Here is a 23,172-nt window from a genome sequence, read left to right on the forward strand (position 1 = left end):
CCGCGCCTCAGCTCTGCGATGCGGCTTTGGGCAGGATGTCGTTGGCGACCATCTCGCCGAACGGGCTGACATAACCGGCGCTTTTCGGCAGTTCCGGGCGCTCGACGTCGAGGTGCGGAAACAGCAGTTCTGCCACGCGATACGATTCTTCAAGGTGTGGATAACCGGAGAAGATGAAGGTGTCGATGCCCAGATCGGCGTATTCCTTGACCCGCGCCGCCACGGTCGGGCCATCGCCGACCAGTGCCGTGCCGGCACCGCCGCGCACCAGACCGACACCGGCCCAGAGGTTGGGGCTGACTTCGAGATTATCGCGGCTGCCGCCGTGCAGGGCGGCCATGCGTTGCTGGCCGACCGAATCGAAACGCGCCAGCGAAGCCTGGGCACGCTTGATGGTGTCGTCGTCCAGGTGCGAGATCAGCCGATCCGCCGCTTGCCAGGCTTCAGCATTGGTTTCACGCACGATCACATGCAGACGAATGCCGAAACGCACGGTGCGCCCAAGCTTGGCGGCTTTGGCCCGCACTTGTGCGATCTTCTCGGCCACTGCGGCCGGCGGCTCGCCCCAGGTCAGGACCATTTCCACCTGCTCGGCGGCCAGATCCTGCGCCGCTTCCGATGAACCACCGAAGTACAGCGGCGGACGCGGTTGCTGAATCGGCGGATAAAGCAGCTTGGCGCCTTTGACGCTGATGTGTTCGCCGTCGTAATCGACGGTCTCGCCTTCCAGCACGCGGCGCCAGATGCGGGTGAATTCCACCGAGGCCTGATAGCGTTCTTCATGGTTGAGGAACAGACCGTCACCGGCCAGTTCTTCCGGGTCGCCACCGGTGACCAGATTGAACAGCGCGCGCCCGCCGGACAGACGATCCAGCGTCGCTGCCTGCCGCGCCGCGACCGTCGGGGAAATGATCCCGGGACGCAGGGCGACAAGGAATTTCAAACGCTGGGTCACCGGGATCAGCGAGGCCGCGACCAGCCACGAATCTTCGCAAGAACGCCCGGTGGGAATCAGCACACCGCCGAAGCCCAGACGATCCGCCGCTTGCGCGACCTGTTGCAAATAGCCGTGATCAACCGCGCGGGCGCCTTCGGCGGTACCGAGATAGTGGCCGTCGCCGTGGGTAGGCAGGAACCAGAAGATATTGAGGCTCATGGAGTGGTCTCCTTGGGGATTCGAATTACTGCGCGGTAGCCACAGCGGCCGGTGGGGTCCAGATCACGTCCTTGATGCTCAACGGCTTGGGAATCAGCTTGAGCTGGAAGAACGTGTCAGCGATTTTCTGTTGCGCGGCGACTACTTCCGGGGTCAGGAACAGCGCGCCGTAACCCTGGCGTTTCACCGAGGTCAGGGTGATGTCCGCCGGCAGGCCGAGCAGTGGCGCGACCTGTTGGGTCACGTCTTCAGGATTGGCTTTCGACCACTCGCCGACGGCGCGCACTTCTTCGACGAGGGTCTTGATCACCTCGGGATTTTTCTGCGCGTAAGGTTTGGTCGCGAGATAGAACTGGTGGTTGTCGACGATGCCTTTGCCGTCGCGCAGGGTGTGCGCCTGCAATTGCTTTTCGGCGGCAGCCTGGTACGGATCCCAGATAACCCAGGCGTCGACACTGCCGCGCTCGAACGCAGCGCGGGCGTCGGCTGGCGGCAGGAATACGGTTTGAATGTCGGTGTATTTGAGGCCGGCGTCTTCCAGTGCACGCACCAGCAAGTAGTGGACGTTGGAGCCTTTGTTCAGGGCGACTTTCTTGCTTTTGAGATCGGCCACCGATTTGATCGGCGAGCCTTTCGGCACGAGGATCGCTTCGCTGTTCGGCGCTGGCGGTTCATAGGCGACGTAGAGCAGATCGGCGCCGGCCGCTTGGGCGAATACGGGCGGCGTCTCGCCGGTCACGCCGAAGTCGATCGAGCCGACGTTCAGGCCTTCCAGCAGTTGCGGGCCGCCGGGGAATTCAGTCCACTGCACGTCGACGCCTTGCGCGGCGAGGCGTTTTTCCAAGGTGCCTTTGGCTTTGAGCAGCACCAGGGTGCCGTACTTTTGATAACCGATCCGAAGCGTCTCGGCCTGGGCTTGAGTGATGGCGCCGAAGGACACAGCCGCAGCAAACAGAGCGACCAGACCACGACGCAAAAATACAGTGCGCATTGCGCTCTCCTTTTTGCTGTTGGGTTTTGGCTGCACCTGCTTGCCCGTTGGCGGGCGAGTAAGGCCAGTACTTCAAATTTCGGTGTGGCTTAAATGCTCCAGCGAGCATTCAACAAACGTTCATTCAGCAGGCCCGGCTCCAGCGGTTTCGGTCGGCGCGCCATGGCGCCGATGAACTGGTCCAGCGCCTCGTGCAACCGTTGCTCCAGTGCCGGCGCCAGTTGCGCGGCAGCACTGCCTTCGCCGTAAGCGATCTGGCTGTCCTCGGCGAAAATGCCCTGAAGCATTTCCTGGGCCTTCAGCGCCGACAGCACAGGCTTGAGGGCGTAATCGACGACCAGCATGTGGGCGATGCTGCCACCGGTGGCCATCGGCAAAACAATCTTGTGGTTCAAGGCACGCTCGGGCAGCAAATCCAGCAGGGTTTTCAGCGCCCCGGAAAACGAGGCCTTGTACACCGGGGTAGCGATGAGCAGGCCGTCGGCGTTTTCGATCTGTTGCAGCAGGTCGAGGACCTTCGGGCTGTCGAAGCGGGCGTGGAGCAAATCCTCGGCCGGGAAGTCCCGCACCTGATAACTCACCACTTCCACCCCTTGCTGTTGCAACCAGCGTTGCGAACGCTCCAGCAGCACCCCGGAACGGGAGCGCAGGCTGGGGCTGCCACCGAGTGAGACGACCAGCATTGCAGATTCCTTTAAGCGTTACCGGCGATTCGCGGGCTGCGATCTCGCTTCATTGGGAGTGACCTTACCAGCTGATTTATATATCCATAAATCATATTTATTCATTTGGTTATGCATTTAAGAGATATGCCGTTGAGCCGAATTCAGGCGAAAAAAAAGGCCGTCGAAACGGCCGAAATTCCCCTGCGTTGTAGCCGCACACTGATCGTTCCCATGCTCCGCGTGGGACCGAGCGGATTTCATAGGTTTTACTTGTTGGGTTGCGGCGTCAGGCGCAGGTACGGCTTCACCGCACGATAGCCTTTCGGGAAGCGCTGCTTGATTTCTTCCTCATCCTTGAGCGACGGCACGATCACCACCTCTTCACCGTCCTGCCAATTGGCTGGCGTGGCCACTTTGTAGTTGTCGGTGAGTTGCAACGAGTCGATCACCCGCAGGATCTCGTGGAAATTGCGCCCGGTGCTCGCCGGGTAGGTGATGGTGAGGCGGATCTTCTTGTTCGGATCGATGACAAATAGCGAACGCACGGTCAGGGTGTCATTGGCGTTCGGGTGGATCAGGTCGTACAGATCAGAAACCTTGCGATCGGCATCGGCCAGGATCGGAAAGTTGACGACGGTGTTCTGGGTTTCGTTGATGTCTTCGATCCACTTGTGGTGCGAGTCCACCGGGTCCACCGACAGCGCAATGGCCTTTACGCCACGCTTGTTGAACTCATCCTTGAGCTTGGCAGTGAAGCCCAGCTCGGTGGTGCACACCGGGGTGAAATCCGCCGGGTGGGAAAACAGCACGCCCCAGCTATCGCCCAGCCATTCGTGGAAACGAATCTTGCCGGCGCTGGAGTCTTGTTCGAAATCGGGGGCGATGTCGCCGAGTCTGAGGCTCATGGTGCTGCTCCTGATGTGGGTTGGGAGACAACAACTGTAGCTCGGGATGGATCAGCGTGAAAAAGAATAAATAACTAGATATCTAGATCATTAGAGAATATTAAACATCTGTTCATTGGACACCGGCCAGCATCGCGACGAACATCGGTCGCAAGGTTCGAGAAGGCCTTGAGTTGCAGCAAAGAGGGAATCGAGAAGGGCTTACGGGGGTGAGCCTGACTCGAAACACAAAAGCCCCGTCCGGCGCGATGCCGGACGGGGCTTTTTTTTGCTTCAGTGACTTGAGCGCGCTATTACAGCAGCGGGATCGAGTAGCTGAGAATCAGGCGGTTTTCGTCCTGCGAACGGGTGTTCGGCAGGTCGGTGCGCCATACAGCGTTTTTCCACATCAGGCCGACGTTCTTGAACGGGCCTTCCGGTACGACGTAACCGATGGTGAAGTCGCGTTCCCATTCGGAGCGGTTCGAAGCGCTTTCGCGGCCGTTGGAGCCAACGGTGTCGATGCTGTCGCCTTTGAGGTAAACCACACCAGCGGTCAGGCCAGGTACGCCGACTTTGGCGAAGTCATACGAGTAGCGAGCCTGCCAGGTTTTCTCGCCGGCACGGTTGAACTTCTGGATCTGCATGTCGGTGATGGTGTAGTTCGACGAACCGTCACCCTGGTTCAGCCAAGGGAAGTCGCTGCTGCCATTGGAAACCTGATAGCCACCACCGAAAGTGTGACCGGCAACGGTGTACAGGAACAGGCCGCTGTACAGGTTGTTGTCGACTTCACCGCGACCGTTACGAACGCCGGTGTAGTTACCGGTGCTGTAGTAGGCCGGGTCGGTGCCGTTTTTGCCGTCATCGGAGCTGTTGAAGTAACGGAAGTCAGATTTCAATACGCCCGGGCCGATGGACCAGTTGTGAACCAGACCCAGGAAGTGCTGCTTGTAGAATTCTTCCAGGTTGCCGTAGTAGTACTGGGCAGTCAGGTCTTTGGTGATTTTGTAGTCACCACCGGCGTAGATGAACTTGTTGCTGTCACGGAAACCGGCACCGCGGGTGTTGGCGCCGCTGATAGACAGGTTTTCGTTGTTGCTGGAGTTACGACCTTTCACGGCTTCGATCTGGCCGCCGACCAGGGTCAGATCCTTGATCTCGCCGGAAGTGATCTGGCCGCCCTGCCAGGTTTGTGGCAGCAGGCGACCGTCGTTGGTGATGATCACCGGGTTTTTCGGCTGCAGGGTACCCAGCTTCAGTTCAGTCTGAGAGATCTTGGCTTTGGCAGTCAGACCCAGGCTGGAGAAGTTGTCCACGGCCTTGCCGTTGGACTCGCTCGGGAACACGGTGCCGCCGTAAGCAGTACCAGCGTTGCCGTTGGTACCGCCGCCCGAATCAAGACGCACGCCCAGCAGGCCGATGGCGTCGATACCGAAACCGACGGTGCCTTGGGTGTAGCCAGAGATGAAGCGCAGATCGAAGCCTTGGCCCCACTCTTCGTTCTTGTTGGCGCCAGCGCCATCGCGGTTGTCGGTGTTGATGTAGAAGTTACGCAGACCCAAGGTAGCCTTGCTGTCTTCAATGAAACCGGCGGCGCCTGCCTGCTGCGCCATAACCCCAACGGCCACGGCCAGGGCCAAGGTGGACTTGTTCATGTATCGCTCCTCTCGTTTCTAATTCTTGTGTTCCTGGTTCGGGGTCGATTTGCCCTGAATCCTAAGATGCGCGATTAGCGCCAGACCGTGACTGACAAGTCAATCGTAACCTTGTGTGTCTACGACCATCGTCTAATCGCAAGTGATTTGGTCCCTGCAGAGTAATGACGTCCTGATAAACCGAAAAAGAATTATTTCATTCCTTTTCATACCATTCGGATATATGGCCCACTAATGGCCATCTGCACCGGGAGACAGCGTATCGGCGCCTAAGCTCATTCCTAAATGGTATTTGTTGCCCTTTTTTTAGATCGATTAGCTTTGGCGTTCTCCCAACACGTCAAATCCCATCGAAAAGGCGACGCATCATGGCGAAACGCGCACTATCAAGTCAATTTGTTACAGTTTGTGTATCGGCGCTGATTTCTTTTTCAACACAAGCCGCCGGTCTGACGGTGGGTTATCAGACCGGTATCGATCCGAGCAAGGTGCCACAGGCTGACGGCGTCTATGAGAAAACCATTGGCGAGAACATCGACTGGCGCCGCTTCAACAGCGGCCCGGAAGTTGTGACAGCCATTGCTTCCGGCGATGTGCAGATTGGCAATCTCGGCTCCAGCCCCTTGGCTGCAGCGGCCTCGCGCAATTTGCCAATTGTCGCCTTCATTGTCTCGGCGCAGATCAACGCCGCCGAGGCGCTGGTGGTGCGCAATGGCAGCGGCATCGACAAGCCGCAGGACCTGATCGGCAAGACCATCGCCACGCCGTTCGTGTCCACATCCCACTACAGTCTGCTCGGCGCACTGAAGCACTGGGGCCTGAACACGTCGCAAGTCAAAGTGGTAAACCTGCAACCCGCTGAGATCGCTGCGGCATGGAAGCGTGGCGACATTGACGGGGCGTTTGTCTGGTCACCAGCGCTGGGTGAGATCCGCAAGACCGGCAAGACCCTGACCGACGCCGCGCAGGTCGGCCAGTGGGGCGCGCCGACTTTCGAGGTGTGGGTCGCGCGCAAGGATTTTGCCGAGGAGCATCCCGAGATCGTGGCGAAATTTGCCAAGGTCACCCTGGACTCGTTCGCTGACTACGCGGCGCACAAAGACAGCTGGACTGCCGACTCGGTGCCGGTACAGAAAATCGCCAAACTGACCGGTGCCAATACCGCCGATGTGCCGGAATTGCTCGCCGGCTCTACTTTCCCCGACGCCAAGGCGCAGCAAACCACGGCGCTGCTGGAGGGTGGTACGGCGAAGGCGATTGCTGAAACGGCGAAATTCCTGAAGGAGCAGGGCAAGGTCGAGACGGTGCTGCCGGATTACTCGCCGTACGTCAGCGCGAAATTCATCGCCGACTGACCCTGTGGCGAGGGAGCTTGCTCCCGCTGGAGGCCGACGGACTCCCTGTACCTGCGGACGCAGGTTTTTGGGGCCGCTTCGCAGCCCAGCGGGAGCAAGCTCCCTCGCCACAGGAGACCTCGCTGTTTTCAGAGGGTCTTTTCGAAGATTTTCGAGTTGCGCTGGTAGTTGTACAGCGAAGCCCGCGCCGCTGGCAGGCGTTCGACGCTGCTCGGCTCGAAGCCGCGCTCGCGGAACCAGTGCGCCGTGCGTGTGGTAAGCACGAACAACGTCTTCAAGCCCTGCGCCCGCGCCCGCGTCTCGATACGTTCGAGCAATTCATCGCCGCGACCGCCATGGCGGTATTCCGGGTTCACCGCCAGACACGCCAGTTCGCCGGCGTCGGAATCGGCAATCTGATACAGCGCCGCACAGGCGATGATCATGCCTTCGCGCTCAACCACACTGAACTGTTCGATCTCGCGCTCCAGCACTTCACGCGAGCGGCGCACCAGAATCCCCTGCTCTTCCAGCGGGCTGATCAGGTCGAGCAAACCACCGACGTCCTCAATCGCCGCCTCGCGCACCAATTCGAACTGCTCTTGCGCCACCAGCGTGCCGCCACCGTCACGGGTGAACAGCTCGGTCAGCAGCGCGCCGTCTTCGGCGTAGCTGACGATGTGGCTACGCGCAACGCCACCACGGCAGGCTTCAGCGGCGGCATCGAGCAACTCCGCCTGATAATTGCTCATGCCCAGACGCTGCAAATGCGCCGGCACCTGTTGCGGACGCAGCTCGCGCACCAGTTTGCCGTTTTCGTCGATAAGGCCGAGTTCGGCACCGAACAGCAGCAGTTTATCGGCGCCCAGATCAATGGCTGCGCGTGTGGCGACGTCTTCGCAGGCCAGGTTGAAGATCTCCCCGGTCGGCGAATAGCCCAGCGGCGACAGCAATACGATCGAACGCTCATCAAGCAGGCGGTTGATACCCTTGCGATCGACCCGACGCACTTCGCCGGTGTGGTGATAGTCGACACCTTCAAGCACGCCGATCGGCCGCGCCGTGACGAGGTTGCCGCTAGCCACGCGCAGTCGCGAGCCCTGCATTGGCGACGAAGCCATGTCCATCGACAGGCGGGCTTCGATGGCGATGCGCAACTGGCCGACCGCATCGATCACGCATTCCAGGGTGGCGGCATCGGTGATGCGCATGCCGTGATGGTAATGGGGGGTCAGGCCGCGTGCGGCGAGGCGCGTTTCAATCTGCGGGCGCGAACCGTGCACCAGCACCAGACGCACGCCAAGGCTGTGCAGCAGGACCAGGTCGTGAACGATGTTGCCGAAATTCGGATGCTCGACGCCGTCGCCGGGCAGCATGACGACGAAGGTGCAATCGCGGTGGGCATTGATATAAGGAGAAGCGTGGCGAAGCCAATTGACGTATTCGGGCATGAACCTGGGCCTGTAAATAAGTAGCAGCCGAAAAAAAGGGGCGAAACGAAAAACGCACAGCGGGCTGATGGTTATCGTCGGAACAGGCTTGGCGACACGCGCGCTCTCCTCATGAATACGGGTTGGGGTGCAGGCAATTTACCGGGTTCGATCAGACAAAACACAGATCTCTTTGTGGGAGCGGGCTTGCTCGCGAAGGCGTAGTGTCAGGCGACATTAATGTTTCTGAAACACCGCCTTCGCGAGCAAGCCCGCTCCCACAGGGGGTATCACGGTTTGTCCGAGCTCAGGCAGTAATGTTCAATCAACTGCCGAATCAGATGCACGGTAGGCTGCAAACGTGACATTTCAAGGTATTCGCCAGGCTGATGCGCACAAGCGATATCGCCCGGGCCGAGCACGATGGTTTCGCAACCAAGGCGCTGAAGATAAGGCGCTTCGGTGCCGAACGCCACTGCTTCGGCACGATGACCGGTGAGCTTTTCGGCAATGCGCACCAGTTCTGCGTCCGCATCCTGCTCGAACGGCGGCACCTCCGGGAACAACGGCTTGTAGTCGATCTTCACTTTATGCCGTTCGGCCACTGGATTGAGCTTGCGCAGGATTTCCGCGCGCAGCACGCTCGGGTCCATGCCCGGCAGCGGGCGCAAGTCGAACTCCAGCGAGCACTGGCCGCAGATGCGGTTGGGGTTATCGCCGCCATGGATGCAGCCGAAGTTCATGGTCGGTTGCGGCACGCTGAATTGCGCGTTGTTGAACTCACGCTGCCACAACAGGCGCAAACCGCGCAGTTCGCCGATCGCATCGTGCATGGCTTCGAGCGCACTGTGGCCCAGACGCGGGTCCGAGGAATGGCCACTCTGCCCAAGGATGTCGATGCGCTCCATCATGATGCCTTTGTGCATGCGGATCGGTTTGAGCCCGGTGGGCTCACCGATCACCGCCGCGCGGCCCAGCGGTTGCCCGGCTTCGGCCAGTGCGCGGGCACCGGACATCGAGCTTTCTTCGTCGCAAGTGGCGAGGATCAGCAGCGGTTGCCTGAACGGTTGATCGAGCAGCGGTTGCACGGCTTCGATGACCAGCGCAAAGAAGCCCTTCATGTCGCAACTGCCCAGACCGACCCAGCGACCGTCGACTTCAGTGAGCTTCAGCGGGTCGGTCTGCCATAAAGCATCGTCATACGGCACCGTGTCGCTGTGCCCGGCCAGCACCAGCCCGCCGGGGCCGCTGCCGAAACTGGCGAGCAGATTGAATTTGCCGGGACTGACCTGGCGGATATCGCAGTTGAAACCCAGCTCGCCCAGCCACCCGGCGAGCAGATCGATCACCGCCCGATTGGACTGGTCGAGGCTCGGTTGGGTACAGCTGACCGATGGCGTGGCAATCAGCGCCGCGAACTGGTCTTGCATGGACGGCAAAGGCATCGCTGACTCCAACTCCCGATTTGAGGTCCATCATAGAACCATCCGGCGCTCGGAATAAACCGCCGCAGGGCGTAGGAAGTTTGAGTCCTGTACACTGCACGGCCTTGGCAGCCACACATTCCCCCGGCTGCGCTCCCGATCCTGGATTTTCCGGCCATGCAAAAAGAAACCGAAATCAAACTCCGCGTCAGCCGCGAAACCCTCGCCGCCCTGCGCGAGCACCCGCTCCTGAAAAAACGCAACAAAAGTGGCTGGGAACGCCGTGAGTTGATGAACCAGTACTTCGACACTCCCGAGCGCGACCTGGCCCAGGCCAAAGTTGCCCTGCGCCTGCGCAAGGACGGTGACGAAGTGATTCAGACCCTCAAGACCCGTGGCCACAGCGTCGCCGGTTTGTCCGAGCGAAACGAGTACGACTGGAAACTTGCCAAAGCCAAACTCGACGTGAAGAAACTCGACGGCGAATGCTGGCCCGAGTCGCTGGCCGAGCTGGACAAGAAAACCCTCAAGCCGATCTTCACCACCGATTTCGTCCGCGAGCGCGCCGAAATCGCCTGGGGCCGTGGCAAGACCAAAGTGGTCATCGAGGCCGCGCTGGATCTGGGTCACGTCGTGGTCGGCAAGCAGAAAGAAGAAATCTGCGAGCTGGAACTGGAATTGCGCGAAGGCGAGCCGGCCGCGCTGCTGGAGCTGGCCGCTGAACTGGCCGAAACCCTGGCGTTGATGCCGTGTGACATCAGCAAGGCCGAGCGCGGTTATCGCCTGCACGACGCCAACAGCTACTCGCTGAGCCTGCCGGCGCCAGAGCTGACGCCGGAAACCCAACTGGACGATGCCTTCGCCGCGCTGAGCTGGCACTTGCTCGGCAGCAGCCAGCGTCTGGCCGAACAGTATCGCTTCAACGGCCATTGGCGCCTGCTGCTGGACTGGGTCGAGAACCTTGCCGAAATGCGCGCCCTGCTCAGCAGCCTCGGCCAGGCGGCGCCGCGTCAGTCGACCCACGATCTGCGCGTGGCCCTTGATGCCTTGCTGGAAGACTGGCGCCCGCTGGTGCAGGTCGGCATCGAAGACGAAGACGTGCGCAAAGCCGCGCCGGAGCAGTTCCTCGAAGAACTCGAAGACCCGCGCTGGGGGCAGTTCTCACTGAACGCTTCGCGCTGGTTGCTGGCCCGCACCTGGACCGTCGACCGTAACGTGCGCGGCAACCGCCAGGGTGGCGCGCAGTTGCACAGCTGGTTGCCGCGCCTGCTGGGCGAAGAAGCCACGGCCCTGCAGTTGCAGCGTTATCAGCAGCAGCCGGAAGATCTGGCTGAGCAACTGCCGCGTATCGAGCGTATTCAGGTCTGGCTGCACCATGCACGCAATGTGCTGGACATCGCGGAAATGGATCGTCTGTACGGCGAACTGAACAAACTGGCGCAATTGGCCAACGAGCCGACCATCACCGACGAACTGCTCGATGCGCGCAAGCAGCAGGCGATTGCGGTGTACCAGAACCGCGCGTGGAAAATGCTCCTGCGCATGTGATCCCCCTGTGGCGAGGGAGCTTGCTCCCGCTGGAGGCCGGAGGACTCCCTGTACCTGCGGACGCAGGTTTTTGGGGCCGCTTCGCAGCCCAGCGGGAGCAAGCTCCCTCGCCACAGTTGTTGTCAGACGGGCAGGCTGGTGGTGGACTTGATCTCCGACAGCGCCACAATCGAGTTCACTTCCTGTATCCCCGGCACCAGCGACAGTTTTTCGAAGAAGAAGCGCTCGTACGCCTCGATGTCCGCCGCGACAATGCGCAACAGAAAATCCACCGCGCCCATCAGCACATAACACTCCAGCACTTCCGGAAAGCCGCGAATCGCCTCGGTGAATTCAGTGAAATTCGAGCGGCCATGGGCGTTGAGTTTGATCTCGGCGAAAATCTGCGTATTCAGGCCGATCTTCTTGCGATCAAGCAACGTCACCTGACCGCGAATGATGCCCTCCTCTTTCATACGCTGAATCCGCCGCCAGCACGGCGACTGCGACAGGCCCACCTGCTCGGCGATCTGCGCGCTCGACAGCGAAGCGTCTTCCTGTAACAAGGCGAGGATCTTGCGGTCGTAAGCATCCAGATCGCTGTGCATAAAAAAACCTCGAAAGTCAGCTACTGCGAATTATCCAGTTCGATATATCGCCAATAGCGTCGATCATAGCCAAGAAATACCCCGCACCGAATGTAAAAATTCCTCCAGTGATTTTGGAGACTCGCCATGCCGCACCTTGAAGCCGTGAACAGCACACCGACTCGCGCCGATGTCTGGAATATCAATAACGCACACTGCCTGGCGCAGTACCGGATTCTCGCCGAGGCCGAGCCGGATCTGCTGGTGCGGGTGCTGAATCTGTTTGCGCTGCAATGCCTGACGCCGGAGCAGGTGAGCGTGCAGCGGCGCGACGATCTGCTGTCGATCGACCTGGTCATGAGCGGCCTGAGCTGGCATCGCGCGCAAGTGATCGCGGATAAACTTCGTAATCTGATCAGCGTCTGCTCGGTGAGTCTGCACAACGCCGACGCGACGTGGGATGCGCCAGCGCAGGCCGCCGGCTGACAAATCCGGCAACGGCTTCGTCGGGTAGTGGCCCAACGGTCAGCAGGGCCACGACTATCCTTTTGTGCATGACGCTCAAAAAGGAAAGCCGCATGTCCGTTCAATTTGTCACTCAGGACCGCTGGCTGGACCTCAACGAGGTATTACGTGAACTGGTCGCACAAGGCTTCATTTGCCAGGACTCGGCGGAACAGGCGCTCAATGCCCGCCGTCGCCACGCTGCGCACGGCCAGATGCATCCACTGGAATTCATCGCCAGTCAGCAGCTCGACGACCTCAGCCGCCCGGGCAAGCACCTCGACCTGGAGAGCCTGACCCTGTGGCTGGCACAACAGGCCGGCCAGCCGTACTTGCGCATCGACCCGCTGAAAATCAACGTCGCGGCGATCACGCCGCTGATGTCGTATGCCTTCGCCCAGCGCCACAAGATTCTCGCCGTCGCCGTGGATCGCGATTCGGTGACCGTGGCCAGCGCCCAGCCTTATGTCAACGGCTGGGAGGCCGATCTGACCCACGTGCTGAAGCTGCCGATCAAACGGGTCGTGGCCAACCCGGTGGATATCCAGCGTTTCAGTGTCGAGTTCTTTCGTCTGGCGAAATCGGTCAGCGGCGCCAGCAATGCCGATGCTCAGGGCAGCAACCTCGGCAACTTCGAACAGTTGCTCAACCTCGGCGCCAGTGATCAGGAGCCGGACGCCAACGACGCGCACATCGTCAACATCGTTGACTGGCTGTTCCAGTACGCCTTCCAGCAGCGCGCCAGCGATATCCACATCGAACCGCGCCGCGAACACGGCACCGTGCGCTTTCGCATCGACGGCGTGTTGCACAACGTTTACCAATTTCCGCCGCAGGTGACCATGGCGATCGTCAGCCGCTTGAAGAGCCTCGGCCGCATGAATGTCGCGGAAAAGCGCAAACCCCAGGACGGCCGGGTCAAGACCAAGACCCCGGATGGCGGCGAAGTCGAGCTGCGTCTATCAACGTTGCCAACGGCATTCGGCGAAAAAATGGTCATGCGGATTTTCGACCCCGAAGTGCTGCTGAAGAATTTTGACCAACTGGGCTTCAGCGCCGACGACCTGCGCCGCTGGCAGGACATGACCCGCCAGCCCAACGGCATCATTCTGGTCACCGGGCCAACCGGTTCGGGCAAGACCACTACGCTGTACACCACGCTGAAAAAACTGGCGACGGCGGAGGTCAACCTCTGCACCATCGAAGACCCGATCGAGATGGTCGAGCCGGCCTTCAACCAGATGCAGGTGCAACACAACATCGACCTGAGCTTCGCCGCTGGGGTGCGTGCGCTGATGCGACAGGACCCGGACATCATCATGATCGGCGAGATCCGCGACCTCGAAACCGCTGAAATGGCGATTCAGGCCGCGTTGACCGGGCACCTGGTGTTGTCGACCCTGCACACCAACGATGCACCGAGCGCCATCAGCCGCCTCCTCGAACTCGGCGTGCCGCATTATCTGATCAAGGCCACCGTGCTAGGGGTCATGGCCCAACGGCTGGTACGTACCTTGTGCCCGCACTGCAAGGCGCCGCTGACGCTTGAGGATGAAGACTGGCAAACGCTGACCCGGCCCTGGCAGGCGCCGCTGCCGAGCAATGCGCAGCGGGCGATCGGTTGCCTGGAGTGCCGCGATACCGGTTATCGCGGACGCGCCGGGGTCTACGAAATCATGCAATTGAGCGACAGCCTCAAGGCCTTTATCACTCCGGACACTGACCTCACGGCAATCCGCCGCCAGGCCTTCAAGGAAGGCATGCGCAGTCTGCGCCTGTCCGGCGCGCAGAAAGTTGCGGCGGGGCTGACCACGGTAGAAGAAGTGCTGCGGGTGACGCCACAAAGTGAGTTGAAATAAGTCGGCACGGAACTGGATCCGGGGTTGGCAATCCAACGCCGTAGTTAATCCCCAGGAGTCATCTCATCATGCGTCTCAAAGTTGCTGTCGCCACCCTGGCCCTGCTCTCGCTTCCCGTTGGTTCGGCCATAGCTGACAGCTTTTGGCGTAACGTCATTTCCTCCGGTGCCACCACCGGTTCGACCTACCTGACCTTCAAGGATCACAAACTGATCGTCGCCGCTCAGGATGACGCCGGCAGTTTCGTTGCCAGTGACGGCGGCATTCGCGGCCCGTATCTGGAAGCGGCGATGCAGAAAGTCCGCGCCGACAACCCGGGCCTGCAGGCTACGGACATGGAACTGGCGAATGCGATTCTGGCGAAGAACGCCGTGGCGTCCGAATAAGCTTCGCGCACATGCAAATGCCGCTCAAACGAGCGGCATTTTTTTGCGCGGATTTCAAATTCAACACAAAACCCTTGTAGGAGTGAGCCTGCTCGCGATAGCGGTGAATCAGTCGCCGAAAATATAACTGCCAGACCGCTATCGCGAGCAGGCTCACTCCTGCATTGGATTTGCGTCACCCACAAAAAAGCCCCGATGAATCGGGGCCTTGGGCATTGCCAGCGAATTACTCGCCGATGGCAGCCTTGTAGGCGCCGGCATCCAGCAGCTTGCCCAGTTCGGCCTCGTCGCTTGGCTTGAGCTTGAAAATCCACGCGCCGTACGGATCGGAGTTCAAAAGCTCCGGCGAGCCGCCCAGCTCTTCGTTGATCGCGATGACTTCCCCGCTGACCGGGGCATAGATGTCAGACGCGGCCTTCACCGACTCGACCACGCCGGATGGGTCGCCGGCAGCAAACACCTTGCCCACTTCGGTCAGTTCGACGAACACCACATCGCCCAGCGCTTCTTGCGCGTGATCGCTGATGCCCACGGTGACGGTGCCGTCGGTTTCCAGGCGTGCCCATTCATGACTTTCGGCGAAACGCAGTTCGGCAGGGATATCGCTCATCTTTGGTGTCCTCAGCAATCAGGTCAGCGGTCAGGCCCGCCGGGAAAGGTTAGATCAAGGTTTTGCCATGGCGCACGAAGGTCGGTTTGACCACTCGCACCGGGTACCACTTGCCACGAATTTCCACTTCGGCGCGGTCGGCAGTTGCCATCGGAACACGCGCCAGGGCAATCGATTTGCTTAGCGTAGGAGAGAAACTACCACTGGTGATCTCCCCTTCGCCAACATCCGCGATGCGAACAACTTGATGAGCGCGCAAAACGCCGCGTTCTTCCAGCACCAGACCGACCAGTTTGTGCGCCACGCCAGCGGCTTTTTCCGCCTCCAGGGCGGCGCGGCCAATGAACTGGCGCGAGGCCGGTTCCCAGGCGATGCTCCAGGCCATGTTCGAGGCCAGTGGCGAAACGTCCTGATGAATGTCCTGACCGTAGAGGTTCATTCCGGCTTCAACCCGCAGGGTGTCGCGGGCACCGAGGCCGATCGGGGAAATACCGGCACCGACCAGATCGTTGAAGAAGCCCGGCGCCTGGTCCGCCGGCAGCGCGATTTCCAGGCCGTCCTCACCGGTGTAACCGGTGCGGGCGATAAACCAGTCACCGTCGGTGTGGCCTTCAAAAGGTTTGAGTTGCTGGATCAGCGCGGCACGCGACTGGCTCACCAGTTCGGCGATCTTGTGCCGGGCTTGCGGGCCCTGAATGGCGAGCATGGCCAGTTCGGTGCGCTCATGCAGTTGCACGTCGTACTCGCCGAGCTGCGCGTTCATCCACGCCAGATCCTGATCGCGGGTCGAGGCGTTGAACACCAGCCGGTACGCCTCATCGAGACGGTAGACGATCATGTCGTCGACGATGCCGCCGCGCTCGTTGAGCATGGTGCTGTACAACGCTCGGCCGGGGCTGTGCAGGCGCTCGACATCATTGGCCAGCAAATGCTGGAGCCAGGCCTTGGCCTGGTGGCCGCAAACATCGATCACAGTCATGTGGGATACATCGAACACCCCGCAATCACGGCGCACCTCGTGGTGTTCCTCGACCTGCGAGCCGTAATGCAGTGGCATGTCCCAACCGCCAAAATCGACCATCTTCGCGCCAAGCGCGAGGTGCAGGTCATACAGAGGCGTACGCTGTCCCATGGGTTTCTCCTTCCGGGCGTGGCGAAGGTGCGGACTGCCGCTGCACGGGCGAAAGCCTTGAATTACAGGCTTTGAGCCGATCCCAGCGAACAGGTCCGTCAGACGAACCGCACCGAATGCCGCGCATTGTAGCCGCATGATTCAGGACTGACGACTAAGTGTTTCGGTGCGCCGAGCGGCGGATCAAACCGATGACTGGCAACAGGCCGACCAGAACCAGGGTCAGCGCTGGCAGCGACGCCCGGGCCCACTCCCCTTCACTGGTCATTTCAAAGATGCGCACGGCCAGTGTGTCCCAGCCAAACGGGCGCATCAGCAGGGTCGCTGGCATTTCCTTGAGTACATCGACGAACACCAGCAATGCAGCGCTCAGCGTGCCGGGCAGCAACAACGGCAGATACACTTTGAAAAACAGTCGCGGCCCACTGACACCCAGACTGCGTGCCGCTTCGGGCAAAGACGGCCTTATACGCGCCAGACTGCTTTCCAGCGGCCCGTACGCCACAGCAACGAAACGCACCAGATAGGCCATCAACAACGCCGCCAGACTGCCCAGCAGCAACGGCTTGCCCGCGCCGCCCAGCCAGGCGGACAGCGGAATCACCAGCTCGCGGTCCAGATAACTGAACGCCAGCATGATCGACACCGCCAGCACCGAACCCGGCAAGGCGTAGCCAAGGTTGGCCAGGCCGACCCCGGAGTCGATCGCGCGGGTCGGTGCCAGTCGCCGCGCAAACGCCAGCAGCAACGCCACGCTGACAGTGATCAACGCGGCCATCGCGCCCAGGTACAGGGTGTGCAGGATCAGTCCGGCATAGCGCTCGTCGAGATCGAAACGCCCGCGCTGCCAGAACCAGACGATCAGTTGCAGGACCGGGATGACGAAGGCACAGGCGAACACCAGACCGCACCAGCTCGTGGCCGCCAATGCCTTGAACCCGCGCAAGTGATACAGCGCCTTGACCCGGGGCCGCTCGTTACTCGCCCGGTTCGCCCCACGCGCCCGGCGTTCGCCGTACAGCACCAGCATCACCACCAACAGCAACAGACTGGCCAGTTGCGCGGCGCTGGGCAGGCTGAAGAAGCCGTACCAGGTTTTGTAGATCGCAGTGGTGAAAGTGTCGAAGTTGAATACCGACACCGCACCGAAATCGGCGAGGGTCTCCATCAGCGCCAGCGCCACACCGGCGCCAATCGCCGGGCGCGCCATCGGCAACGCCACGCGCCAGAACGCCTGCCAGGGCGATTGCCCAAGCACCCGCGCCGCTTCCATCAGGCCTTTGCCCTGGGCGAGGAATGCGGTGCGTGCCAGCAGGTAAACATAGGGATAAAAGACCAGCACCAGCACAACAATCACCCCGCCGGTCGAGCGTACCCGTGGCAGGCGCAGGCCCGCGCCGAACCCTTCGCGCAGCAGGGTCTGCACGGGGCCGGCGAAATCGAGCAGGCCGACAAAGACGAACGCCAATACATAAGCCGGAATGGCGAAAGGCAGCATCAGCGCCCAGTCCAGCCAGCGCCGACCGGGGAATTCGCAGAGGCTGGTGAGCCAGGCAAGGCTGACCCCGAGCAGGGTCACACCGACACCGACACCGAGGATCAGCGTCAGGGTATTGCCGAGCAGGCGCGGCATCTGGGTTTGCCACAGGTGCGACCAGATCTGCTGATCGATGGTCTGCCACGACAGCAGCAGGACACTCAGGGGCAACAGCACCAGCGCGGCGATGGCGAAGACGATGGGGTACCAGCGGCGTTGGGCGGGGTGGGCCAAAGAAACGATCTCGTTCAAATGATTGTGCCCACGCTCTGCGTGGGCACACATCCTGTGACGCTCTGCGTCACGCTTTCATGGGCCGCTTCGCGCCCCGGCGGGAGCAAGCTCCCTCGCCACAGAGTTATCACTGGACATCGCGTGGTCAGCAGAGCGGGTCAGTTCCAACCCGCCCGATCCATCATCCGGATCGCTTCAGCCTGACGCTTGCCCGCCACTTCCACCGGCAAGGTATCAGCAATGAACTTGCCCCATGCTGCGACTTCTTCGGAAGGTGCCACCGCCGGGTTGGCCGGGAATTCCTGGTTTACGTCTGCGAAGATTTTCTGCGCCTCAGGTGTGGTCATCCACTCGACCAGCGCCTTGGCCGCTTCCGGGTGCGGCGCATGCCTGGTCAGGCCGATGCCCGACAGGTTGACGTGCACGCCACGATCCGCCTGGTTCGGCCAGAACAGTTTCACCGGCAGGTCCGGCTTCTGCTTGTGCAGGCGACCGTAGTAGTAGGTGTTGACGATGCCAACATCACATTGCCCGGCGTTGATCGCCTCAAGCACCGCGACGTCGTCGGAGAACACGTCGGTGGACAGGTTATTGACCCAGCCCTTGAGAATCTTCTCGGTCTTCTCGGCACCGTGCACTTCGATCATGGTCGCGGTCAGCGACTGGTTGTAGACCTTCTTCGCGGTGCGCAGGCACAAGCGACCTTCCCAGTTCTTGTCAGCCAGCGCTTCGTAAGTGGTCAGCTCGCCCGGCTTCACCCGTTGGGTCGAATAGGCGATGGTCCGCGCGCGCAGGCTCAGACCGGTCCAGGCGTGGCTGGAGGCGCGATATTGCAACGGGATATTGGCGTCGATGGTTTTCGAGGTGAACGGCTGCAAAATGCCCATTTGCTCGGCCTGCCAGAGGTTGCCGGCATCGACGGTGAGCAGCAGGTCGGCGGTAGCGTTCTCGCCTTCGGCCTTGATGCGCTGCATCAGCGGCGCTTCCTTGTCGGTGATGAACTTGATTTTCACCCCGGTCTTGGCGGTGTAGGCGTCGAAGACCGGTTTGATCAGTTCGTCGATACGCGAGGAATAAACCACCACCTCGTCGGCGGCCTGGGCCGTGGTGCTGCCGATCAGGGTCAAGGCCAGTGCAGTCAGAAGACGCTTGGGTGCCAACATGGGAGTGGTCTCTCGGTCGGGAATTGTGAGGCAAATGATAAGGACTCACATTTACCACCACAATCGAACACTTGCTGAAGGCGTTACCAGATGTTGCACAGGCTGAAATGTGCTGTGACTGGACTGGCGCCATCGCGAGCAGGCTCACTCCTACAGGGGAACGCATTCCAATTGTAGGAGTGAGCCTGCTCGCGATGAGGCCATCAAACTCAGTGCATATCTTAGGGCTTGGCGAGGGCCGGAAGATCACCGGTCAAACCGAGGGCTTCACGCACAAACAAAGCCTTCGCCTCGGGCATTTGATCTACCAGTTTCAGCCCGGTATTGCGCAACCAGCGCAGCGGCAGCGGATCGGCCTGGAACAAGCGTTCAAAGCCTTCCATCGCCGCCATCAGCGCCAGGTTGTGCGGCATGCGCCGGCGCTCGTAGCGACTCAGCACTTTCACGTCCGCCAGACGTTCGCCGCGCTCGTGCGCTTGCAGCACAACCTCCGCCAGCACCGCCGCGTCGAGGAAACCCAGGTTCACACCCTGTCCCGCCAACGGGTGGATGGTGTGCGCCGCGTCACCGATCAGCGCCAGGCCTTCAGCCACGTAGCGCTTGGCGTGACGCTGACGCAGCGGCACGCACACACGTGGATCGGCACTGACGACCTCACCGAGGCGCCCTTCAAAAGCACGCTCCAGCTCGGCACAGAACGAAGCATCGTCCAGCGCCATCAAGCGTTCGGCCTCGCTCGGCGTGGTCGACCAGACAATCGAGCACCAATCCTGCCGCCCGTCACGCTCAAGCGGCAGAAACGCCAACGGTCCGTGGTCGGTGAAACGCTGCCACGCGGTTTTGCGGTGCGGCTGGCGGCTGCGCACGCTGGTGACGATGGCGTGATGCAGGTAATCCCATTCGCGAGTGGCGACACCGGTCAGGCGGCGCACCGCCGAGTTCGCGCCATCCGCGGCAATCACCAGCGGCGCGCGCAACTGGCGGCCATCGGCCAGTGTCAGCAACCAGTCATCGCCGGAGCGGCGCATCTGTTCCAGACGGGCGTTGGCCAGCATGCCCAGATCGCAGTCGTGCAGACGGTCGAGCAAGGCGTCCTGCACCACGCGGTTTTCGACGATGTGACCAAGCACATCGGCATGCACGCTGCTGGCCGAGAAATGTATCTGCCCGGTGCCGCTGCCATCCCAGACGTGCATGTCGGTGTAGGGACTGCTGCGGCGCCCGGCGATGCCGTCCCACACGCCGAGGCGTTGCAGAATCCGCTGGCTGGCCGCCGACAAGGCACTGACGCGCGGCTCGAAAGGTGCGGCCGCGTCGAAGGGCTTGACGCTCAGCGGGCTGCCGTCGAGCAGCAGCACTTCCAGCCCGCTGTTCTGTAGCGCCAGCGCCAGGGCGCTGCCGACCATTCCGGCTCCGACAATCAGCAGATCTGCGCGCATTTCCATGCTTTAAGCCTGTCTCGCTTGCGGCTCGAGCCGCACGTAAAGGGTTTTACCGAGCGCGCCAGTTGGCGGCGCGATCCTGAAAATGAAAGTGCCGGTCAGCCACTCAAGCATCCGGACGCGTTCCCAACCCCATGGCCTGCCGGGCAAACCAGCGCTTGGCCGGAGGCAGCAGGTCGAGGCCGAGCAGGCCGATATTACGGCCCAGCGAGACCAATGGCTGCGTGCTGCCGAACAAGCGCGTGACCTGATCGGAGAAGCCGACGGTGAGGTCCTGATCCAGACGCTGCCGCTCGCGATACGCCTGCAACGTGGCAAAATCGCCCAGCCCTTTGTCGCTGCTCAGCAGCGCGGTTGCCAAGGCATCGGCATCGCGCAGCGACAGGTTGAAGCCCTGCCCGGCGATCGGGTGCAGGCTGTGCGCGGCGTTGCCGAGCACGGCCAGGTGCGAACGCACCTGTTCTTCAGCCTCGACCAGCGCCAGCGGATACAGATGCCGCGCGCCGACCTGTTTCAACGTGCCGAGGCGATAGCCGAACACGCCCTGCAACTCGCTGAGAAAATCACGTTCGCTCAACGCCGTCAGACGCTGCGCGTCCATGCCCAGCCGCGTCCAGACCAGCGCACAGCGGTTGTCCGGCAGCGGCAGCAGCGCCATCGGCCCTTCGTCGGTAAAGCGCTCGAACGCCATGCCGTTGTGCGCTTCGCTCGGGGTGATGTTGGCGATCAGCGCACTCTGGTTGTACGGCCGCTGGCGCACGTTGATCCCCAACTGCTCGCGCAGTCCCGAACGACCGCCATCGGCGAGTACCGCAAGGTCGCATTCCAGCGTGGTTTCATCGTTGAGGGTCAGGCGATAGCCATCGGGCAACGGCTCCATCCGCATGACCTCGGCCGGGCAGCGCCAACTGATCACGTCTTTGTCGAGGTGTTGCCACAGGCATTGGCCGAGCCAGGCGTTTTCCACCACGTAACCCAGCGCAGGCACGCCCTCTTCCATCGCCGACAGCCGGGCGGTGGAGAAACGGCCACGGTCAGACACATGAATCTGTTTGATCGGTTCGGCGCGGCGGGAGATTTCCTGCCAAACGCCCAGGTGCTGGTAAATCTGCCGCGAGCCGAACGACAGCGCTGAGGAACGCGCATCGTAGCTCGGCTGCCAACTGTCGCCGGGGGCGAACGGTTCGATCAGCACGATTTTCCAGCCACGGGCCTTGGCTCCGGCCTGCAAGGCCAACGCCAGACTGGCGCCGACCAGGCCGCCACCGATGATTGCCAGATTGACTCGACTCATGCCGCGTGTGTCCTTGCTTGTGCCATCAACGCTTCGATCTCGGCGACGGTTTTTGGCACGCCGCGGGTGAGAATTTCACAACCGGTTTTGGTCACCACCACGTCGTCCTCGATGCGCACGCCAATGCCACGCCATTTTTTCGCTACATTCTGGTTGTCCGGGGCGATGTAGATGCCCGGCTCGACGGTCAGCGCCATGCCGACTTCGAGTACTCGCCATTCGCCGCCGACCTTGTATTCGCCGACGTCGTGCACGTCCATGCCCAGCCAGTGACCGGCACGGTGCATATAAAACGCTTTGTAGGCTTCGCTGGCGATCAATTCATCAACCCCGCCTTGCAACAAGCCCAGTTTCACCAAACCCGAGGTAATCACTCGCACCGTGGCTTCGTGCGCCTGGTTCCAGTGCTTGTTCGGGGCGATTTCGGCGAACGCCGCTTCCTGCGAAGCCAACACCACTTCGTAGATCGCTTTCTGTTCCGGCGAAAACTTGCCGTTGACCGGCCAGGTGCGGGTGATGTCGCTGGCGTAGCAGTCGATTTCGCAACCGGCGTCGATCAGCACCAGATCGCCGTCCTTGAGCAACGCGTCATTCTGCTGGTAATGCAGGATGCAGCTGTTGCGACCGGCCGCAACGATCGAGCCGTAGGCCGGCATCTTCGCCCCGCCCTTGCGGAACTCGTAATCCAGTTCGGCTTCGAGGCTGTACTCATACAGCCCGGGACGGCTGGCCTGCATCGCGCGGATATGCGCCTGGACCGAGATTCGTGCCGCTTCGCGCATCACCTTCACTTCTGCCGCCGATTTATACAGGCGCATGTCGTGCAGCAGATGATCCAGGGCAACGAATTCATTCGGCGGCTGCGCGCCAAGATGCGCCTTGGAGCGGATCACGTTGATCCAGTCCATCAGGTGCCGGTCGAATTCCGGGTTGCTGCCCATCGCCGAATACACCCGGTCGCGGCCTTCGATCAGGCCCGGGAGAATGTCGTCAATGTCGGTAATCGGAAACGCATCGTCAGCACCGTAATCGCGGATCGCGCCTTCTTGCCCGGCGCGCAAGCCATCCCACAATTCGCGTTCGGCGTTGCGTTCACGGCAGAACAGGATGTACTCGCCATGCTCACGGCCGGGCATCAGCACGATGACGGCTTGCGGTTCGGGAAAACCGCTGAGGTACTGGAAGTCGCTGTCCTGGCGGTAGACGTGCTCGACGTCGCGGTTGCGGATAGCCACCGCGGCGGCGGGCAGGATCGCGATGCTGTTGGGTTCTATCTGCGCCATCAGCGCCTTGCGGCGACGGCTGTATTCCGCTTTGGGGATATGGATCATGGGCAGATGGCTTTCCCTGACACG

At 61.2% G+C, this 23,172-nt stretch carries 20 protein-coding genes; 5 read left to right on the forward strand and 15 right to left on the reverse strand.

Annotation, left to right across the window (positions count from 1 at the left end; translation table 11 throughout):
* Positions 1-7: 7 nt before the first annotated feature.
* The 5 genes from ssuD to HU743_RS08175 all read right to left on the reverse strand — a co-directional run bounded on the left by ssuD (position 8) and on the right by HU743_RS08175 (position 5,354).
* Positions 8-1,156, reverse strand: coding sequence for an FMNH2-dependent alkanesulfonate monooxygenase (gene ssuD, locus HU743_RS08155; RefSeq protein WP_186549553.1), 1,149 nt, complete (start codon positions 1,154-1,156; stop codon positions 8-10).
* 25 nt (positions 1,157-1,181) lie between these two features.
* On the reverse strand, positions 1,182-2,147 hold the full coding sequence (locus tag HU743_RS08160; RefSeq protein ID WP_186648020.1) for a sulfonate ABC transporter substrate-binding protein: 966 nt from the start codon (positions 2,145-2,147) through the stop codon (positions 1,182-1,184).
* A gap of 89 nt (positions 2,148-2,236) precedes the next feature.
* Positions 2,237-2,830 carry an NADPH-dependent FMN reductase gene (gene ssuE / locus HU743_RS08165; protein ID WP_186648022.1) on the reverse strand — a complete coding sequence of 198 codons (594 nt, stop codon included), beginning with the start codon at positions 2,828-2,830 and terminating at the stop codon, positions 2,237-2,239.
* 248 nt (positions 2,831-3,078) lie between these two features.
* Entirely contained in the window at positions 3,079-3,717 is a 639-nt protein-coding gene (locus HU743_RS08170) for a peroxiredoxin (RefSeq protein ID WP_186648024.1), read from the reverse strand.
* Between the two features lie 293 nt (positions 3,718-4,010).
* A complete protein-coding gene (locus HU743_RS08175; RefSeq protein ID WP_186648026.1) occupies positions 4,011-5,354 on the reverse strand; it encodes an OprD family porin in 1,344 nt (447 codons plus the stop codon).
* 368 nt (positions 5,355-5,722) lie between these two features.
* On the opposite strand from HU743_RS08175, the gene tauA reads away from it, so the two are divergent.
* Positions 5,723-6,709, forward strand: a complete 987-nt coding sequence (gene tauA, locus HU743_RS08180) for a taurine ABC transporter substrate-binding protein (RefSeq protein WP_186648028.1) — start codon at positions 5,723-5,725, stop codon at positions 6,707-6,709.
* A gap of 128 nt (positions 6,710-6,837) precedes the next feature.
* On the opposite strand, the gene argA is transcribed toward tauA, so the two are convergent.
* Positions 6,838-8,139 (reverse strand): amino-acid N-acetyltransferase, encoded by a 1,302-nt coding sequence (gene argA, locus HU743_RS08185; protein WP_016772647.1) that lies wholly within the window; start codon positions 8,137-8,139, stop codon positions 6,838-6,840.
* Positions 8,140-8,408: 269 nt separating this feature from the next.
* Positions 8,409-9,563, reverse strand: a complete 1,155-nt coding sequence (gene argE / locus HU743_RS08190) for an acetylornithine deacetylase (protein WP_186648030.1) — start codon at positions 9,561-9,563, stop codon at positions 8,409-8,411.
* Positions 9,564-9,719: 156 nt separating this feature from the next.
* On the opposite strand from argE, the gene HU743_RS08195 reads away from it, so the two are divergent.
* Positions 9,720-11,090 (forward strand): CYTH domain-containing protein, encoded by a 1,371-nt coding sequence (locus HU743_RS08195; protein ID WP_186648032.1) that lies wholly within the window; start codon positions 9,720-9,722, stop codon positions 11,088-11,090.
* Positions 11,091-11,212: 122 nt separating this feature from the next.
* Here HU743_RS08195 and HU743_RS08200 read toward each other — a convergent pair whose 3' ends face one another.
* Positions 11,213-11,677 carry an Lrp/AsnC family transcriptional regulator gene (locus HU743_RS08200; protein WP_186549570.1) on the reverse strand — a complete coding sequence of 155 codons (465 nt, stop codon included), beginning with the start codon at positions 11,675-11,677 and terminating at the stop codon, positions 11,213-11,215.
* Positions 11,678-11,803: 126 nt separating this feature from the next.
* On the opposite strand from HU743_RS08200, the gene HU743_RS08205 reads away from it, so the two are divergent.
* The 3 genes from HU743_RS08205 to HU743_RS08215 all read left to right on the forward strand — a co-directional run bounded on the left by HU743_RS08205 (position 11,804) and on the right by HU743_RS08215 (position 14,405).
* Positions 11,804-12,142, forward strand: a complete 339-nt coding sequence (locus HU743_RS08205) for a hypothetical protein (protein WP_186648034.1) — start codon at positions 11,804-11,806, stop codon at positions 12,140-12,142.
* Positions 12,143-12,234: 92 nt separating this feature from the next.
* Positions 12,235-14,019 (forward strand): GspE/PulE family protein, encoded by a 1,785-nt coding sequence (locus tag HU743_RS08210; protein ID WP_186648036.1) that lies wholly within the window; start codon positions 12,235-12,237, stop codon positions 14,017-14,019.
* 65 nt (positions 14,020-14,084) lie between these two features.
* On the forward strand, positions 14,085-14,405 hold the full coding sequence (locus HU743_RS08215) for a DUF2388 domain-containing protein (RefSeq protein WP_186648066.1): 321 nt from the start codon (positions 14,085-14,087) through the stop codon (positions 14,403-14,405).
* 226 nt (positions 14,406-14,631) lie between these two features.
* On the opposite strand, the gene gcvH is transcribed toward HU743_RS08215, so the two are convergent.
* The 7 genes from gcvH to pepP form a co-directional block, all read right to left on the reverse strand.
* Positions 14,632-15,015, reverse strand: coding sequence for a glycine cleavage system protein GcvH (gcvH, locus tag HU743_RS08220; protein ID WP_186648038.1), 384 nt, complete (start codon positions 15,013-15,015; stop codon positions 14,632-14,634).
* 49 nt (positions 15,016-15,064) lie between these two features.
* A complete protein-coding gene (gene gcvT, locus HU743_RS08225; protein WP_186630648.1) occupies positions 15,065-16,147 on the reverse strand; it encodes a glycine cleavage system aminomethyltransferase GcvT in 1,083 nt (360 codons plus the stop codon).
* 154 nt (positions 16,148-16,301) lie between these two features.
* A complete protein-coding gene (locus HU743_RS08230; RefSeq protein WP_186630649.1) occupies positions 16,302-17,918 on the reverse strand; it encodes an iron ABC transporter permease in 1,617 nt (538 codons plus the stop codon).
* Between the two features lie 158 nt (positions 17,919-18,076).
* Entirely contained in the window at positions 18,077-19,081 is a 1,005-nt protein-coding gene (locus HU743_RS08235; RefSeq protein ID WP_186623068.1) for an extracellular solute-binding protein, read from the reverse strand.
* 221 nt (positions 19,082-19,302) lie between these two features.
* Positions 19,303-20,520 carry a 2-octaprenyl-3-methyl-6-methoxy-1,4-benzoquinol hydroxylase gene (locus tag HU743_RS08240; RefSeq protein WP_186648068.1) on the reverse strand — a complete coding sequence of 406 codons (1,218 nt, stop codon included), beginning with the start codon at positions 20,518-20,520 and terminating at the stop codon, positions 19,303-19,305.
* A gap of 109 nt (positions 20,521-20,629) precedes the next feature.
* Positions 20,630-21,817: a 2-octaprenyl-6-methoxyphenyl hydroxylase gene (ubiH, locus tag HU743_RS08245; RefSeq protein WP_186648041.1), complete on the reverse strand. Its 1,188-nt coding sequence runs from the start codon at positions 21,815-21,817 to the stop codon at positions 20,630-20,632.
* Positions 21,814-23,148, reverse strand: coding sequence for a Xaa-Pro aminopeptidase (gene pepP / locus HU743_RS08250; protein ID WP_186648043.1), 1,335 nt, complete (start codon positions 23,146-23,148; stop codon positions 21,814-21,816). The genes ubiH and pepP overlap by 4 nt, the downstream gene beginning before the upstream one ends.
* Positions 23,149-23,172: the final 24 nt, after the last annotated feature.

The sequence above is a fragment of the Pseudomonas sp. SWRI99 genome, from assembly GCF_014270125.1.
In the GTDB taxonomy this organism is placed as follows: domain Bacteria; phylum Pseudomonadota; class Gammaproteobacteria; order Pseudomonadales; family Pseudomonadaceae; genus Aquipseudomonas; species Aquipseudomonas hamedanensis.

Excerpts from the sequence above, each read along its gene's own strand:
- ssuE (WP_186648022.1), bottom strand. The coding sequence starts at position 2,830 with ATGCTGGTCGTCTCACTCGGTGGCAGCCCCAGCCTGCGCTCCCGTTCC.
- ubiH (WP_186648041.1), bottom strand. The coding sequence starts at position 21,817 with ATGAGTCGAGTCAATCTGGCAATCATCGGTGGCGGCCTGGTCGGCGCC.
- argE (WP_186648030.1), bottom strand. The coding sequence starts at position 9,563 with ATGCCTTTGCCGTCCATGCAAGACCAGTTCGCGGCGCTGATTGCCACG.
- HU743_RS08240 (WP_186648068.1), bottom strand. The coding sequence starts at position 20,520 with ATGCGCGCAGATCTGCTGATTGTCGGAGCCGGAATGGTCGGCAGCGCC.
- HU743_RS08210 (WP_186648036.1), top strand. The coding sequence starts at position 12,235 with ATGTCCGTTCAATTTGTCACTCAGGACCGCTGGCTGGACCTCAACGAG.
- argA (WP_016772647.1), bottom strand. The coding sequence starts at position 8,139 with ATGCCCGAATACGTCAATTGGCTTCGCCACGCTTCTCCTTATATCAAT.
- gcvH (WP_186648038.1), bottom strand. The coding sequence starts at position 15,015 with ATGAGCGATATCCCTGCCGAACTGCGTTTCGCCGAAAGTCATGAATGG.
- gcvT (WP_186630648.1), bottom strand. The coding sequence starts at position 16,147 with ATGGGACAGCGTACGCCTCTGTATGACCTGCACCTCGCGCTTGGCGCG.
- HU743_RS08235 (WP_186623068.1), bottom strand. The coding sequence starts at position 19,081 with ATGTTGGCACCCAAGCGTCTTCTGACTGCACTGGCCTTGACCCTGATC.
- ssuD (WP_186549553.1), bottom strand. The coding sequence starts at position 1,156 with ATGAGCCTCAATATCTTCTGGTTCCTGCCTACCCACGGCGACGGCCAC.
- HU743_RS08195 (WP_186648032.1), top strand. The coding sequence starts at position 9,720 with ATGCAAAAAGAAACCGAAATCAAACTCCGCGTCAGCCGCGAAACCCTC.
- pepP (WP_186648043.1), bottom strand. The coding sequence starts at position 23,148 with ATGATCCATATCCCCAAAGCGGAATACAGCCGTCGCCGCAAGGCGCTG.
- tauA (WP_186648028.1), top strand. The coding sequence starts at position 5,723 with ATGGCGAAACGCGCACTATCAAGTCAATTTGTTACAGTTTGTGTATCG.
- HU743_RS08200 (WP_186549570.1), bottom strand. The coding sequence starts at position 11,677 with ATGCACAGCGATCTGGATGCTTACGACCGCAAGATCCTCGCCTTGTTA.
- HU743_RS08205 (WP_186648034.1), top strand. The coding sequence starts at position 11,804 with ATGCCGCACCTTGAAGCCGTGAACAGCACACCGACTCGCGCCGATGTC.
- HU743_RS08160 (WP_186648020.1), bottom strand. The coding sequence starts at position 2,147 with ATGCGCACTGTATTTTTGCGTCGTGGTCTGGTCGCTCTGTTTGCTGCG.
- HU743_RS08175 (WP_186648026.1), bottom strand. The coding sequence starts at position 5,354 with ATGAACAAGTCCACCTTGGCCCTGGCCGTGGCCGTTGGGGTTATGGCG.
- HU743_RS08170 (WP_186648024.1), bottom strand. The coding sequence starts at position 3,717 with ATGAGCCTCAGACTCGGCGACATCGCCCCCGATTTCGAACAAGACTCC.